The sequence below is a fragment of the Microbacterium sp. RURRCA19A genome (assembly GCF_900156455.1).
GTDB lineage: Bacteria > Actinomycetota > Actinomycetes > Actinomycetales > Microbacteriaceae > Microbacterium.
The window spans coordinates 700,354-712,441 of record NZ_FTNQ01000001.1 but is presented as its reverse complement, the minus strand read 5'-3'; the positions used below and the strand labels follow the sequence as shown (position 1 = coordinate 712,441).

At 70.7% G+C, this 12,088-nt stretch carries 16 protein-coding genes; 9 read left to right on the top strand and 7 right to left on the bottom strand.

All coding sequences use genetic code 11. The features are described 5' to 3' along the window. Positions 1–39: 39 nt before the first annotated feature. On the bottom strand, positions 40–327 hold the full coding sequence (locus BW982_RS03455; RefSeq protein ID WP_076490662.1) for a DUF6412 domain-containing protein: 288 nt from the start codon (positions 325–327) through the stop codon (positions 40–42). A gap of 65 nt (positions 328–392) precedes the next feature. On the opposite strand from BW982_RS03455, the gene BW982_RS03450 reads away from it, so the two are divergent. Beyond that, positions 393–902 (top strand): glycine cleavage system transcriptional repressor, encoded by a 510-nt coding sequence (locus tag BW982_RS03450; protein WP_076490661.1) that lies wholly within the window; start codon positions 393–395, stop codon positions 900–902. Here BW982_RS03450 and BW982_RS03445 read toward each other — a convergent pair. Beyond that, on the bottom strand, positions 886–1,275 hold the full coding sequence (locus tag BW982_RS03445; protein ID WP_076490660.1) for a DUF3054 domain-containing protein: 390 nt from the start codon (positions 1,273–1,275) through the stop codon (positions 886–888). The genes BW982_RS03450 and BW982_RS03445 overlap by 17 nt on opposite strands. A 36-nt stretch (positions 1,276–1,311) precedes the next feature. Between BW982_RS03445 and BW982_RS03440 the strand changes: the two genes are divergently transcribed. Next, positions 1,312–1,815: a metallophosphoesterase family protein gene (locus tag BW982_RS03440; protein ID WP_076490659.1), complete on the top strand. Its 504-nt coding sequence runs from the start codon at positions 1,312–1,314 to the stop codon at positions 1,813–1,815. 3 nt (positions 1,816–1,818) lie between these two features. On the opposite strand, the gene BW982_RS03435 is transcribed toward BW982_RS03440, so the two are convergent. Next, positions 1,819–2,925 (bottom strand): fatty acid desaturase family protein, encoded by a 1,107-nt coding sequence (locus BW982_RS03435; RefSeq protein ID WP_076490658.1) that lies wholly within the window; start codon positions 2,923–2,925, stop codon positions 1,819–1,821. Positions 2,926–3,162: 237 nt separating this feature from the next. Further along, positions 3,163–3,366 carry a cold-shock protein gene (locus BW982_RS03430; protein WP_026095524.1) on the bottom strand — a complete coding sequence of 68 codons (204 nt, stop codon included), beginning with the start codon at positions 3,364–3,366 and terminating at the stop codon, positions 3,163–3,165. Between the two features lie 579 nt (positions 3,367–3,945). Between BW982_RS03430 and BW982_RS03425 the strand changes: the two genes are divergently transcribed. From BW982_RS03425 to BW982_RS03415, 3 genes are all read left to right on the top strand, one after another. After that, the gene (locus BW982_RS03425; protein WP_076490657.1) at positions 3,946–4,434 is read left to right on the top strand and encodes a pyridoxamine 5'-phosphate oxidase family protein; all 489 of its coding nucleotides are present in this window, start codon (positions 3,946–3,948) and stop codon (positions 4,432–4,434) included. 182 nt (positions 4,435–4,616) lie between these two features. After that, entirely contained in the window at positions 4,617–4,772 is a 156-nt protein-coding gene (locus tag BW982_RS03420; RefSeq protein WP_076490656.1) for a DUF2256 domain-containing protein, read from the top strand. Continuing rightward, entirely contained in the window at positions 4,769–6,208 is a 1,440-nt protein-coding gene (locus tag BW982_RS03415) for a cryptochrome/photolyase family protein (protein WP_175611018.1), read from the top strand. Before BW982_RS03420 ends, BW982_RS03415 begins: the two co-directional genes overlap by 4 nt. Positions 6,209–6,307: 99 nt before the next feature. Here BW982_RS03415 and BW982_RS03410 read toward each other — a convergent pair whose 3' ends face one another. Further along, positions 6,308–6,523: a hypervirulence associated TUDOR domain-containing protein gene (locus tag BW982_RS03410; RefSeq protein WP_076490654.1), complete on the bottom strand. Its 216-nt coding sequence runs from the start codon at positions 6,521–6,523 to the stop codon at positions 6,308–6,310. Between the two features lie 172 nt (positions 6,524–6,695). Between BW982_RS03410 and BW982_RS03405 the strand changes: the two genes are divergently transcribed. Beyond that, positions 6,696–8,225, top strand: a complete 1,530-nt coding sequence (locus BW982_RS03405; RefSeq protein ID WP_076490653.1) for a catalase — start codon at positions 6,696–6,698, stop codon at positions 8,223–8,225. Positions 8,226–8,246: 21 nt separating this feature from the next. Here BW982_RS03405 and BW982_RS03400 read toward each other — a convergent pair whose 3' ends face one another. Next, the gene (locus BW982_RS03400; protein WP_076491828.1) at positions 8,247–9,092 is read right to left on the bottom strand and encodes an endonuclease/exonuclease/phosphatase family protein; all 846 of its coding nucleotides are present in this window, start codon (positions 9,090–9,092) and stop codon (positions 8,247–8,249) included. Continuing rightward, positions 9,092–9,826: a glycosyltransferase family 2 protein gene (locus tag BW982_RS03395; protein WP_076490652.1), complete on the bottom strand. Its 735-nt coding sequence runs from the start codon at positions 9,824–9,826 to the stop codon at positions 9,092–9,094. The genes BW982_RS03400 and BW982_RS03395 overlap by 1 nt, the downstream gene beginning before the upstream one ends. 67 nt (positions 9,827–9,893) lie before the next feature. Between BW982_RS03395 and BW982_RS03390 the strand changes: the two genes are divergently transcribed. Genes BW982_RS03390 through BW982_RS03380 form a run of 3 tightly spaced genes read left to right on the top strand, consistent with a single transcriptional unit; the run spans position 9,894 to position 12,088 of the window. Further along, the gene (locus tag BW982_RS03390; protein ID WP_076490651.1) at positions 9,894–10,634 is read left to right on the top strand and encodes a sulfurtransferase; all 741 of its coding nucleotides are present in this window, start codon (positions 9,894–9,896) and stop codon (positions 10,632–10,634) included. A 3-nt stretch (positions 10,635–10,637) separates the two neighbouring features. After that, a complete protein-coding gene (locus BW982_RS03385) occupies positions 10,638–11,591 on the top strand; it encodes a dipeptidase (protein ID WP_076490650.1) in 954 nt (317 codons plus the stop codon). Beyond that, complete coding sequence (locus BW982_RS03380) at positions 11,588–12,088, top strand: GNAT family N-acetyltransferase (RefSeq protein WP_175611017.1); 501 nt, start codon at positions 11,588–11,590, stop codon at positions 12,086–12,088. The genes BW982_RS03385 and BW982_RS03380 overlap by 4 nt, the downstream gene beginning before the upstream one ends.

The following is a 12,088-nucleotide window of genomic DNA, read 5'->3' as shown; positions in this document are numbered from 1 at the left end:
AGGGATGCCAGAGCGGCGCCGTCGGGGGCGCCGGGCGTTCTACGCGGCCGCGGCCGCGCGTCCGGGAGCTCGCGGGCGCGGGTGGCCGGCGGCGTCGGGATCGCTCTGCGCGAGCGGAGCGGACGGATCGATGGGGCGCGTCGGCGTCGCGGGCGGGGCGCCGGACAGAAGGCGGAACACCACCACCGCGACGGCGACGGTCAGGACGACCGCGGCCGCGAGGGCGAGAGCCAGCAGCGGAGTGGGCGACGACCCGCCGTCGGGGATAAGCGCGAGCTCGGCGGCGACGAGGAGGAGGTTCAGGGCGGTCAGGAACGACGCGAACATCCCGTGCCCCCTCTCGTAGGTCCTGCCCTCACGCTATCAGCGGCTCGGTGGCTACGCTTTCGGGCATGACGACTCTCGTGATCACCGTGGTGGGGGACGACCGGGCCGGGCTCGTGGCCTCCCTCGCCGACATCGTCGACGCGCACGGCGGCAACTGGGAGACCAGTGAGCTGGCGGAACTGGCCGGCGCGTTCGCCGGGATCGTGGAGGTCTCGGTGCCCGCCGACCGTGCCGACGATCTGCGCGCGGCGCTCGAGGCGGCGACGGGCACCCTGCGGGTCGCCGTGCACGGTCCGGCCGCGGTGCGCGTGTCGGACGCGCGCACCGTCGCGATGACGGTGATGGGCAACGACCGGCCCGGCATCGTGCGCGAGATCACGAGTGCGCTGAGCGCCCGCGGGGCGAGCATCGACCGGATGTCGACACAGACCACGGATGCCGCGATGGCGGGCGGTCGCCTGTTCGAGGCTTCGCTGACCGCGACGCTCGCCGGCGCGGGCGGGGTCGACGAGCTCGTCGAGGACCTTCAGAACCTCGCGGCCGAGATCCAGGTCGATGTCACGCTGAGCGACTGACGCGGACGCGGGCCGCGATCCCCGCGCTCGCGCGCCAGCCCACCAGGAACACCAGCAGGGTGATGCCGGCGACGATGACGAACGCGACAGCGACACCCTGACCGCTCACCGCACGCAGCAGCATCCCGGCCACGAGCGTCACGCCCCACACCGGGAGGCCGGTCCGCAGCGGCGCGAGCGGACGCCGCCAGCCGAGGCTCACGGCCCAGCCGAGCAGCAGGCCCACGAGGAACGGCCACGCGGTGGTCGCCAGGCCCGCGCCCGCGGGGCCCAGGACGTCGCCGTCGTGGGTGGCCCGGCCGATCGCGGCGAACGCGACCACGAGGACGACGTCGACGAGGAGAGCGAGAAGGGCGGTACGGCGGGACGTCACCGTCCCATCCTCGCATCCGCGGGTAGCGTGAGCCGGATGACGACGCGCCTCCTGCTCCTCGCCGACACGCACGTCCCGAAGCGGGCGAGGAGCCTGCCGGAGGCCGTGCGGCGGGCGGCATCCGGGGTCGATCTCGTCGTGCACGCCGGCGACTGGGTGACGGCGTCGGTGCTCGACGACCTCGCGGCGCTCGCCCCCGTGCTGGGGGTGTGGGGCAACAACGACGGTGCCGACCTGCGAGACCGTCTGCCCGAGCTGGCCCGCGCCGAGATCGACGGGGTCCGTGTCGCGGTGATCCACGAGACCGGTGCAGCCACGGGGCGGGAGAAGCGTATGGATGCCGCCTTCCCCGACACGGACCTTCTCGTGTTCGGGCACAGCCACATCCCGTGGGACACCGTCACGCCCGCGGGCATGCGGCTGCTGAACCCGGGGTCGCCGACGGATCGGCGCCGCCAGCCGGTGTGCACCATGATGGTGCTCACGCTGGCCGACGGCGCCGTACGGGAGACGCAGCTCCTCGAGGTCGCGCGGGACTGACGCTCAGACGCGCCGTGCGGCCGAGGTCATCGGGCACTCGAACGGGTCGCGCGCGGCGAGCCCGACGCGGTTCAGGTATGCGATGACGATGCCGTACGACTGGAGGAGCGTCGTCTCGACGTACGGCACCTGCAGCGTCTCGCAGTGCTCGCGGACGATCTCCCGCGCACGGCTGAGGTACGGCCGTGGCATGTTCGGGAACAGGTGGTGCTCGATCTGGTAGTTCAGGCCGCCCATGAGCCAGGTCGCCCACCAGCCGCCCGAGATGTTGCGGGAGGTGCGAACCTGCTTGCTGAAGAAGTCGAGCTTCGCGCCGGGCGCGATCACCGCCATGCCCTTGTGGTTCGGCGCGAACGACGCCCCCATGTACACCCCGAACACGGCGAGTTGCACGCCGAGGAAGGCGAAGGCCAACCCGAGGGGCAGGAACACGAACACCGGCGCGACGAACACCGCGAAGCGCAGGGCGAGCAGTCCGAGCTCGGTCCAGCGGCCCTTGACCTCGCCGCGTGAGAGCAGGTGGCGGAACGCGAGAGCGTGGAGGTTCAGGCCCTCCAACGTGAGGAGGGGGAAGAACAGCCATCCCTGCCGCTGCGTGATCCACCGTTGGATGCCGCGTGCTTTGGCGGCATCCTCATCGAGGAACGAGATCGTGTCGATCTCGATGTCGGGGTCCTTGCCGACGCGGTTCGGGTTCGCGTGGTGGCGGGTGTGCTTGGTGGCCCACCACGACTGGCTCATGCCGACGACCCCGTTGCCGATCCACAGCGCGAGGCGGTCGTTCGCCCGCCCCGACGCGAAGATCTGCCGGTGGTTGGCCTCGTGCGCGAGGAAGGCGACCTGGGTGAGCAGGATGCCGAGGGCGGCGGCGATGAGGAGCTGGAACCAGCTGTCGCCCAGGAGGACGAAACCGGTGATCGCGCCGCCGAAGCCGAGCACGATGGCCGCGCCGACGAGCGAGTAGAAGACGGGGGTGCGGGAGAGGAACCCGCTTTCGCGGACGACCTGGGACAGCTCTGTGTAGGCCTTCGCGATCGGGGGGAATTCGGTGGTGCCGGAGTACGTCTGACGAACGGGGCCGAGACGGGACTCGACGATGGTGGAGGCGATGAAGATGCTCCTCGCGATGATGACCGAAGTCGGGAGCCAGAGCGGCTACCCGGGCTGAGGCCCACACTACGTCGCGGCGTATGGAGTCACCGGAATACGAGTGCATCCACGGCATACTCACCGGCGGCGGTCATCTTCCGGACACCCTTCCTGCGCTCGGCGGATCCTCCTGTGGACGCGGCGAAGGCCGGGGAGCCGCCGAAGCGGCCCTCCCGGCCTTCGCTGAGGAGCCGGAGCTCAGAGGGGACGGATGTTCGCCGCCTGCATGCCCTTGGGGCCCTGCTCGGCGTCGAATTCGACCTTCTGTGCTTCCTGCAGCTCCTTGAAGCCATTGCCCTGGATCGCGCTGAAGTGCGCGAACAGGTCGGCCGAGCCGTCGTCGGGTGCGATGAACCCGTAGCCCTTCTCGGAGTTGAACCATTTCACGGTGCCAGTGGCCATCGTGTTCTTCCTTTTTCTTCGTGGGCCGCGATTGCGGCCGGGTGCGCCGCTCCGACGCATGCGGAGCGGACGGGGACGCCGCGCGACCGGGAGGGTCGTGCGAACGCGGTGGACGTCGACAGCGGACTGGGCCGCAGCGACGGAGTCGTGGATGCCGAGATCTTCGCCGCGCGCCCCCTGGGCTTCAAAGCCCGAGGGGACGGCGCCGACGAAACCGGCGTACGCGGAATCGGCGGTCGCGACGAAGACGTCGAGATCGGCCTGGCGCCACGACAACGGCGGGGGGAGGAGAGGAGACACGCGAACTTTCCGCGGCCGATGGACGACCGGGGGTCGCGCCCACGCAGACCGCGCGGAGATGAGGAGGGAATCGCATCGATGACGGCTCGGTGCCGTGCGCCCGGCATCTCTACGATGAGGCGGACGTCGATGAAGCAGGTCCCAGAACGAATACTTCACGGTAGCACGGATGGTCCGGTCCGCACAGACCCCGCGAGATCAGACCCTCGCCACGGCGTCAACCGGTGGCGGGCGATGCCCCGAACGAGTGGGCTGAGCACCCCAGAGAAGGAGGACGCCATGTCCGACACCGTTTCCGAGCTCGACAAGCTCAATGAACTGCTCCCGAAGTTCCGCTTCGCGATGGTCACCACGCGGGCGGAGGAGGGGGATCTCCACGCCCACCCGCTCACGGTGCAGGAGACGGAGTCCGACGGCGACCTGTGGTTCATCGTCGGCACGCACGCCTCGGCGGTGGAACACGTCCGACGCGACCCGAAGGTCGGTCTGTCGTTCAGTTCGGATGGCCTGTGGCTGTCGCTCGCGGGCGAAGCGGAGGTGATCGACGATCTCGCGAAGCTGAAGGAACTGTGGTCCACCACCGTCGAAGCCTGGTTCCCCGACGGCCCCGAGTCTCCCGGCGTCACTCTCCTGAAGGTCTCCGCGTTGAGCGGCGAGTACTGGGGGAGCGCCGGCGGACGCATCGCCACGGCGGTGGCCCTGGTGACATCCAAGATCACCGGCGAGCGACCGCGCGGCGAGAACGAGAAGTTCGACCTGCCCGGCTGATCGACCGGACAGGCGCGGCGTCAGCCGTCGGACGGGTCGCGGTGTCGGGGGTGCTCTGCGGTGTCGTGTCCATGGCATCCGGATCACGGGGTGCGGTGCGCGCACGACCCTGGCGTGGGAGCGTTCCGCGCGCACGGCGCAAGCCCCCGATGCGAGGCGTGTGGCGCTGGCACCATGACGCCATGGCACGACCCCCGCTGCGCACCAAGCCGTGCGCCTACTGCGGCCGACCCTTCTCCGATCGGAAGCGCTGGAGCGGGCGCGACCAGTGGGACGAGGTCCTGTACTGCTCGCGCGGATGCCGCGCGAACGCCGCGAAGCAACGGCGGCGCGCGTGAGGGCCGCGCTGGTCCTCGCGACACAGCAGTTCGCGGAGCACCCGGCGTTCGCCGACGACGGCGTCGAGGAGTTCTTCTTCATCGAGTCCGCCCCGCGCTTCGCGAAGCTGCCGTACCACCGGCACAAGATCGTGCTGCTGGTCTCGGCGATGCGGCACACCGCGGCCCGGCTCGAGTCCGCGGGACGCATCGTGCGGCGGATCACCCTCGACGACGACCTCACGTTCCGCGGGGGCCTCGAGCGTCTGCTGACGGAGCGAGGCGTCACCGAGCTGACGTGGATGAGCGACCCCAACCGCCCGGTCGACGAGCGGATCACGGAGATCTGCGCGGCACACGGCGTCGAGACCGACATCCTGTCCGACGGCTTGTTCCTCACGCCCGAAGAAGACGTCGACGCGTGGTTCGCGGAGCACCCCAAGCCCCTGATGGAGGACTTCTACCGCTGGCAGCGTCGGCGCACCGGCATCCTGATGGACGGTGGGGTGCCGGCGGGGCGTCGCTGGAACTTCGACGCCGACAACCGCAAGCCGCTGCCGAAGAAGGGCGTCGAGATCCCGGCGCTGCCGACGCCCGAGCGTGATGACATCACGGCGGCGGTGATCGCGGAGGTCGACGAGCGGTTCCCGGAGCACCCGGGCGAGGCGACGGACTTCTGGCTCCCCGTCACACCCGAGGACGCCCGCGAGTGGCTCGATGTCTTCGTCGCCGAGCGCCTGGGCGACTTCGGCCGGTTCGAGGACGCCATGAAGCACGACGAGCCGTTCCTCTTCCACGCGGTGATCTCGCCGATGCTGAACATCGGGCTGCTCACCGTCGAGGAGGTGATCGCCGCCGCGACGCGGACCGCTGCGCCGTTGGCATCCGTCGAGGGGTTCGTCCGGCAGGTGATCGGCTGGCGGGAGTACATGCGCGGGATGTACCGGGCGTACCCGAAGCTCGAGCGCGTCAACGCCCTGCGCCTGGAGAAGCGTGTCGAGAAGTACTGGTACACGGGGGAGAGGATGCCGTCCGACCTGCCCGCGCCCGTGCGGACCGTGCTCGAACGCGTGCACCGGTGGGGGTACGCGCACCACATCGAACGGCTGATGGTGCTGGGCAACTGGTTCCTGCTGCGGGGGTACGCGCCCCGGGAGGTGAACCGGTGGTTCCTCGCGCTGTTCGTCGACGCGTACGACTGGGTCATGGTGCCCAACGTCATGGGCATGAGCCAGTTCGCCGACGGGGGCTTCGTCGCCACGAAGCCCTACGTCTCGGGCGGGGCGTACCTGCAGAAGATGGGGGCGTGGTGGCCGTCGGCGCAGGAGGCCAAGGACTCGGTGTTCACCGACGCGTACTGGCAGTTCCTCGAGCGACATGAGGACGTGTTCGCCGGGAACCACCGGATGTCCCTCGCGCTCGCGCAGATGCGCAAACGGCGTGACGCCGCGGGGTGACCGCGGCTGTCGGTGCCGGGCTCCGGATTCGCGGGCCATCGGGCGATCTGCAGACGACGGTCCCCGTTCATCCGTCGATTCTCCGGAGCCCGGGACGCGTCAGCCCTTCAGCTTGTTCAGCGCCGACCCCTTGTGAGCGGCCGTGGCGTCGGTCTTCTCCGACTTCACGATGTACGCGGGCTCGTCGTCGGAGGCCGTGAACTTCTGGCCGTCGTGCTGGAAGTCCTTCGTCTTCTTCTCCACGACCTCGCCCTGCGTGCGGCCCTGGGGCGTGTCCCAGCTGACGCGGTCGCCCTTCGACAGATCCTTCGACATGTCGGTTCCTTTCGTTCGGTTCCGCCATGGTGGCGAGCCGCGCGGTCGAGGCGACGGGGATTGACAGTCGCGGGACGGTACGCGCTGGGGGCGGTGAGCGCAATGCCTCGTCCGCTCGGAACGTCGTGCGTAGCGTCGGCGGCATCCCCCTTCCCCGGCCGTGAGGAGCGCCATGTCCGAGCCCACCACCGCGAACAACGGAGCGCCCGTCGCAAGCGACGAGCACTCCCAGAGCGTCGGAGCCGACGGCTCCATCGCGCTCACCGACCATTACCTGATCGAGAAGCTCGCGCAGTTCAACCGCGAGCGCGTTCCGGAGCGGGTCGTCCATGCCAAGGGCGGCGGCGCGTTCGGGACCTTCCGCACGACCGGCGACGTCACCGCCTACACGCGGGCCGCGCTGTTCCAGCCGGGAGTCGAGACCGAGATGCTCGCGCGCTTCTCTTCGGTCGCCGGCGAGCAGGGGAGCCCCGACACGTGGCGCGATCCGCGCGGATTCTCCCTGAAGTTCTACACGACCGAGGGCAACTACGACCTCGTCGGCAACAACACCCCCGTCTTCTTCGTGAAGGACGGCATCAAGTTCCCCGACTTCATCCGATCGCAGAAGCGGCTGCCGGGCAGCCACCTGCGCGACAACACGATGCAGTGGGACTTCTGGACCCTGTCGCCCGAGAGCGCTCACCAGGTCACGTGGCTCATGGGTGACCGTGGCATCCCGGCCTCCTGGCGGCACATGAACGGGTACGGCTCGCACACCTACCAGTGGATCAACGCCGCCGGGGAGCGGTTCTGGGTGAAATACCACTTCCACACCGACCTCGGCCACAAGACGCTCACGCAGGACGAGGCCGATCAGATCGCCGGTCAGGACGCCGATTTCCACATCCGCGACCTGCACGCCGCGATCGAGCGGAGCGAGTTCCCCACCTGGACTCTCAAGGTCCAGATCATGCCGTACGAGGATGCCAAGACCTACCGCTTCAACCCGTTCGATCTGACGAAGGTGTGGCCGCACAGCGACTACCCCGAGATCGAGGTCGGCACGATGGAGCTGAACCGCAACCCGGGCAACTACTTCGCCGAGATCGAGCAGGCCGCATTCGAGCCGTCGAACTTCGTGCCCGGCATCGACGGCAGCCCCGACAAGATGCTGCAGGCGCGCATCTTCAGCTACGCCGACGCGCACCGCTACCGCGTCGGCACGAACTACCAGCAGCTGCCCGTGAACCGGCCGCACACCGAGGTGCACTCGTACTCGAAGGAGGGCGCGATGCGCTACGAGTACACCCCGCCCGAGGTGCCCGTCTACGCGCCGAACTCGGCCGGGGGTCCGGCTGCCGATCCGCGCCGTGCCGGCGACGGCGGCTGGCAGAGCGACGGCGAACTCGTGCGGTCCGCGGCGACCCTGCATCGCGAGGACGACGACTTCGGCCAGGCCGGCACGCTCGTGCGCGAGGTCATGTCGGCCGACGCGCGCGATCGTCTCGTCGAAACGATCACCGGGCACGTCGGCGGCGTCACCCGCGTCGACGTGCGCGACCGCGCCGTGCAGTACTGGAAGAACGTGGATGCCGAGATCGGCGCGCGCGTCGAGGCCGGGCTCCCGCCGCTTGAGGGAGCGACCGCCCCCGGCGAGCAGCTCAGCGAACCCAACCCCGACGGCGACCTCGTCGGACGGGACGTGGCCGGCCGCGTCTGATCCGACGCCGGGGGACAGCGGTCACTCGCGAACGCGGTCCTCCGGCGACACCGGGATCCGCACGACGGCCTGCACCGGCAGGTGGTCGGACGGCCAGCTGGTGCCCGTCGGGCGCGGGTCGATGCCCGTGGCGCGGACGCCGACGTCGGGTGTCGCGAGGATCGCGTCGATGCGGCGAGCGCCCACGCGCGGTCTCCGGTAGTTGTTGAACGTCCCCCATTCGACGGTCCGGCGGGTGGGGGCGTACGCCCAGGTGTCGACGAGACCGCCGTCGGCGAACATTCCGGCGAGCTCCGCCGAGCGGATCGGGGCGTTGACGTCGGCCGTGAACAACAGGGGGAGGTCCACGGCGGCGACGAGCTCGGCGAGCCAGCGGGCGGAGCGGCGCCGCGCACGACGCGAGAACGCGTCGAAGTGGCTGTTGACGAACACGAACGGGGCGGCCGTCGCCGAGTCGACGAATCGCGCGATGACGGCGATGCGGGGAATCGTGTTGCCCCAGCCCACCGAGCCGTCGATCGCCGGGGTGTCGGAGAGGGCGACCTGCGTCCAGTCGAGCAGCTCGAGGCGATCGCGGTCGTAGAAGATCGGCGTCCCCTCGCCGTCACGGTCCTTGCCCCGCCCGTGGCCGATGCGACCGTACGTGCTCCCGAGCGACTCCTGCACCCACCGGGCCTGATCGGGGCGGGCCTCCTGCGAACCGAGGAGGTGCGGCGTGTTCGCGCCGAGGAAGACACGGAGGCGCTCCTTGCGGAGGCCCCAGCGGTCCTCGGGCGGCCAGGTCAGTCGCTCGAACCGGCGGCGGATGTTGAAGCTCATGACGTGCAGGTCGGGTGCGCCGACGTTCGGGAACAGCACCCCGCTCATCAGCGCCGCCCCAGACGTCGAGCCCACCGCAGCGGCGGGAGCTCCCTCGGCCAGTGCGCGAACACGGTGCCCATCCCGCGGGAGAAGCTCTTCGCGAACCGGCGCGGCCGGACGGTGCGGGAGGAGACGCGCATCAGCGCGTGCCCCGGGACGATCCGGATGTGGTGCCGCTCGCCGAGGTGGAACGCGAGATCGAGGTCGTCGTGCAGTTCCGGATCGAGGTGGATGCGCCCCCGGACCGCGAGCCACGCCTCCCGCCGGAAGGCCATGTTCGACCCCCACAGCGGTGCGTGCCCGAGGGCCGGGTAGGCGAAGGCCGCGTAGGTGCCGAGGAACGCCCACGCCATCGGCCGCCGCCCCGACGCGGGACCGTCGTGGAACACGGCGCCGGCGGTGACGGCATCCACGTCCGGGTCGGAGAGCGCGGCGGTCATGTGCGCGATCCAGCCCGGCGCGGGCAGGCTGTCGGCGTCGAGCCGGAGGATGAGGTCGCCGGTGGCGGCGTCGTACCCGGCGGCCGCGGCGGCGGGGATTCCGCGCTCGCCGCAGAACACCACGCGCGCGCCCGCGGCGCGGGCGACGCCGGCGCTGTCGTCGTTCGAGGCGTTGTCGACGACGACGATCTCGTCCGCGGGACGCGTCTGCGCGGCGAGCGCCGCGAGGCACGCGGCGAGGGGCACGGCGTCGTCCCGGACGGGGATCACGATCGAGACGGTCGAGGCGGCGAGAGTCATCGCGTGTCACGCTAGCGGCCGTCGCCGTCGGCACGAGGTGCCTTGCGCTCTGCGTACCCTGGATGCCATGGCATCCGCGGCATCCGTTCTCAACGTCTCGGCGTATCTGTTCACGCCCATCGACGACCCCGCGGCGCTCCGGCCCGTGCTGCGTGCGCGTGCCGCGGACGCCGGGCTGCGCGGGACGATCCTGCTCGCCGAGGAGGGCATCAACCTGTTCCTCGCGGGTGGCGCCGCCGACGTGCGCGGATTCGTCGACGGTCTGCGCGCGGATTTCCCGGCCCTGGAGACGAAGGAGAGCTGGTCGGATGCCGTGCCCTTCGGGCGCCTGCTGGTGAAGCTCAAGCGCGAGATCATCCGCATGGACCGGCCCGAGGTGCGCCCGCAGGACGGCCGCGCGCCCGCGGTGTCCCCGGCGACGCTGCGCCGCTGGCTCGACCGCGGAGCCGACGACGACGGACGCGAGGTCGTGCTCGTCGACACGCGCAACGCGTTCGAGGTCGACTACGGCACATTCGCCGGGGCGCAGGACTGGCGGATCGAGCGGTTCACGCAGTTCCCGGATGCCGCGAGCGCCCACCTCGACGAGCTCGACGGCAAGACCGTCGTGAGCTTCTGCACGGGGGGCATCCGGTGCGAGAAGGCGGCGCTGTACCTGCGCGACCAGGGGCTCGACGCGTATCAGCTCGACGGCGGGATCCTCGGCTGGTTCGCCGCCCAGGGCGACGCCCACTGGGACGGCGACTGCTTCGTCTTCGACGAGCGGGAAGCCCTCGACCCGGCGTTCGCCGCCCGCACGGGCGCCTGACCGATGCTGTGGGATCAGCACGCGTGCGCGGAACTCGTCGAGACCGCTGACCTGACGGAACTGCACCGCTACCGTCCGGCGGGTGGCGGGCTCGTCTCGCTCAATGTCGGCTACGCGCCGCACGGGCCCGAGGTCGCGGCATCCGTCCTCCGCGCCTTCCGTCCGCAGGTGACCGCGATCGACGGGCTGGAACTCGCCGCGACCGTCGCCGACGTCGACCGGATCGCCGCCGCCGGCGACACCGCCGTGGTGTTCGACCTCGAGGACTGCGCGCCCCTGGGCGGCGACCTCGACGCCGTCGCGACGCTCGTCGTCCAGGGCGTCCGCACGCTCGGCCCGGTCTACAACTACGCCAACGCGGCCGGGGGCGGATGCCTGGATGCCGACGACCCCGGCCTCACGCGGTGGGGTCGCGACCTCGTGGCGGAGCTGAACCGTCGCGGCATGGTGCCGGATGGCTCGCACGTCGGCGCCCGGACATCGCTCGACATGTGCGCCGTCTCGACGCGGCCCGTCGTCTTCAGCCACTCGTGCATGCGAAGCGTGTGGGACCACCCCCGCAACATCACCGACGACCAGGCCCGCGCGGCCGCCGACACCGGGGGAGTCGTCGGCATCACCGGCGTCGGCATCTTCCTCGGCCCCAACACGCCCACCCTCGAGGCGATGGTGCGCCACATCGAGCACGCCGTCGAGGTCGTCGGCATCCGTCATGTCGGAGTGAGCACCGACTTCTCGTTCGACTGGGAGACGTTCCAGACCACCCTGGCCGAGAGCCCCGCGCTCTACGACGCGAGCTACACCGCGTGGGGGCCGGTGGAATGGATGCCGCCCGAGACCTTCGTCGGCCTCGGGGCAGCGCTCCGCGACCGCGGGTGGCACGACGACGACATCGCGGCGGTCCTCGGCGGGAACTTCCGCCGCGTCGCGCTCGAGAGCTGGGAGGCTCAGCCATGACCGAACTCACGGACGGCGCTGTGCTGCGCCGAGCCCGCCCCGGCGACGAGGCCGGCATCCTCGCGTGCATCCAGGCGCTCGCCGACTACGAACGCGAACCGGATGCCGTCGACAACACCGTCGACATGCTGACGGCCACGCTGTTCGGCGACGACCCCCGCGCGTTCGCGTTCGTCGTCGACGGGGGAGACGGGGAGATCCGCGCGATCGCGATCTGGTTCCTCACCTACTCGACCTGGACCGGGAAGCACGGCATCTGGCTGGAGGACCTCTACGTGCACGAGCGGTACCGCTCGCACGGCTACGGGGTGGCGCTGCTGTCCGCGCTCGCCGTGGAGTGCCTCGCGCAGGGATACCCGCGGCTGGAGTGGACGGTGCTCGACTGGAACGAGCCCGCGATCGGCTTCTACCGCGCCCTCGGTGCTGAGGCGATGGACGAGTGGACGACGCGGCGCGTCACGGGCGCGGCACTGGAGGCGCTGGCGACGCGCGGCTGA

Bases quoted from the DNA above. Each gene is read 5' to 3' on its own strand.
- BW982_RS03455 (WP_076490662.1), bottom strand. From the start codon at position 327: ATGTTCGCGTCGTTCCTGACCGCCCTGAACCTCCTCCTCGTCGCCGCC.
- BW982_RS03450 (WP_076490661.1), top strand. From the start codon at position 393: ATGACGACTCTCGTGATCACCGTGGTGGGGGACGACCGGGCCGGGCTC.
- BW982_RS03440 (WP_076490659.1), top strand. From the start codon at position 1,312: ATGACGACGCGCCTCCTGCTCCTCGCCGACACGCACGTCCCGAAGCGG.
- BW982_RS03430 (WP_026095524.1), bottom strand. From the start codon at position 3,366: ATGGCCACTGGCACCGTGAAATGGTTCAACTCCGAGAAGGGCTACGGG.
- BW982_RS03425 (WP_076490657.1), top strand. From the start codon at position 3,946: ATGTCCGACACCGTTTCCGAGCTCGACAAGCTCAATGAACTGCTCCCG.
- BW982_RS03420 (WP_076490656.1), top strand. From the start codon at position 4,617: ATGGCACGACCCCCGCTGCGCACCAAGCCGTGCGCCTACTGCGGCCGA.
- BW982_RS03410 (WP_076490654.1), bottom strand. From the start codon at position 6,523: ATGTCGAAGGATCTGTCGAAGGGCGACCGCGTCAGCTGGGACACGCCC.
- BW982_RS03405 (WP_076490653.1), top strand. From the start codon at position 6,696: ATGTCCGAGCCCACCACCGCGAACAACGGAGCGCCCGTCGCAAGCGAC.
- BW982_RS03400 (WP_076491828.1), bottom strand. From the start codon at position 9,092: ATGAGCGGGGTGCTGTTCCCGAACGTCGGCGCACCCGACCTGCACGTC.
- BW982_RS03395 (WP_076490652.1), bottom strand. From the start codon at position 9,826: ATGACTCTCGCCGCCTCGACCGTCTCGATCGTGATCCCCGTCCGGGAC.
- BW982_RS03390 (WP_076490651.1), top strand. From the start codon at position 9,894: ATGGCATCCGCGGCATCCGTTCTCAACGTCTCGGCGTATCTGTTCACG.
- BW982_RS03385 (WP_076490650.1), top strand. From the start codon at position 10,638: ATGCTGTGGGATCAGCACGCGTGCGCGGAACTCGTCGAGACCGCTGAC.
- BW982_RS03380 (WP_175611017.1), top strand. From the start codon at position 11,588: ATGACCGAACTCACGGACGGCGCTGTGCTGCGCCGAGCCCGCCCCGGC.